This is a genomic window from Candidatus Symbiopectobacterium sp. NZEC135, from assembly GCF_025962695.1.
Genome location: NZ_JAGFPF010000657.1, coordinates 1 through 1,080, shown reverse-complemented (window position 1 = coordinate 1,080; position 1,080 = coordinate 1). Strand labels below are relative to the sequence as shown.

Below are 1,080 nucleotides of genomic sequence, written 5' to 3'. Positions count from 1 at the left end.
GGCTCCAGCACAAAATGCACTTCCAGACTGCCTTGCGCATTAAACAGCGTCTGTCGAATGCGGTTGGCGCGCTCCAGCTGCTTCATCAGCTCGGTTTGGCCCGGCGTTGACATGCCCTCCTCCAGCATCCCGCTCTCCAGCATGGCTTTGAGGTTGGTCTGGTAAAAGCTGTCCAGCATGCCACCCGCCATAAAGAACTGTTCTATTTCTGACAGTGGTACATCCTTGTTAGAGGTGGGATCGAACGGGTAGCGATTCGCCAGTTTCTCGTTAAACGGCGTCACCACCTTATTCAGCCACTCATCATTGAGGGACGACATCGCCAGCCCCGTAACCAGGCTGGTGCTCTCCGCGGCCAGCCTTCCCACCCAGCGATCGAGCGGCGCCGGCAAGCCGCGCGCATATTGCTGCAAAGCAAACAGCGGATCGGAAAATTTGTTGCCCTGACGCGCCTGTAGGGCTTTAAGTGCGGCCTGCCCGGGATCGGTGGCATTCACTATCTGATCCAGATAGTGGTACAGATCGGTCAGTTTCTGGTTCACTTCCTGCACCAGCGGGCCTTGTTCTCCCCGGCCGCTCAATGCCGCATTAATAGCCATGAAGGGGCGACCAGCGCGGGTATTGATGTTTTGCGCCGTGTCGTTGTCATCATCAGCCAGCTTACGGATACGGGTATTGTCGTTCACCGTGGTCAGCACACGCTGGAAGGGTTGATCGTTACCGGTGATATCCGTCAGGATATCCAGCGCCTGTTCCGGGGTTGCCAACGTCTGCACATCGATGTTAGCCAGTACCTTTTGCCACTGGTTGATGTAATCGGTGATATAGCGATCGTTCACCTGGCGCAGAATCTCACGCCGGTCTGCGTCGCTAAACTGGGCGCGTTCACGCTGTCCCAGTACCCAGGCATCCAGCGCCGTCAATTCCAGCAACGCCTTATCCTGCTTGAGGTAGTAGTCGCTAAACCCCGGATAGGTAAGCAAGCGCGGCACGCTGCCTGCGCTTTCATTGCGCAGGGTAAATACCGATTCAAACGTCGGCCCCACTTCGTCACGAATCGCCAGATCCGGTGGCAACACC

The 1,080-nt window shown here is 56.9% G+C and carries 1 protein-coding gene; it reads right to left on the bottom strand.

Annotation, left to right across the window (positions count from 1 at the left end; all coding sequences use genetic code 11):
• On the bottom strand, window positions 1-1,080 hold a 1,080-nt coding region (locus J5224_RS29535), incomplete at both ends, for an ImcF-related family protein (RefSeq protein WP_319802509.1).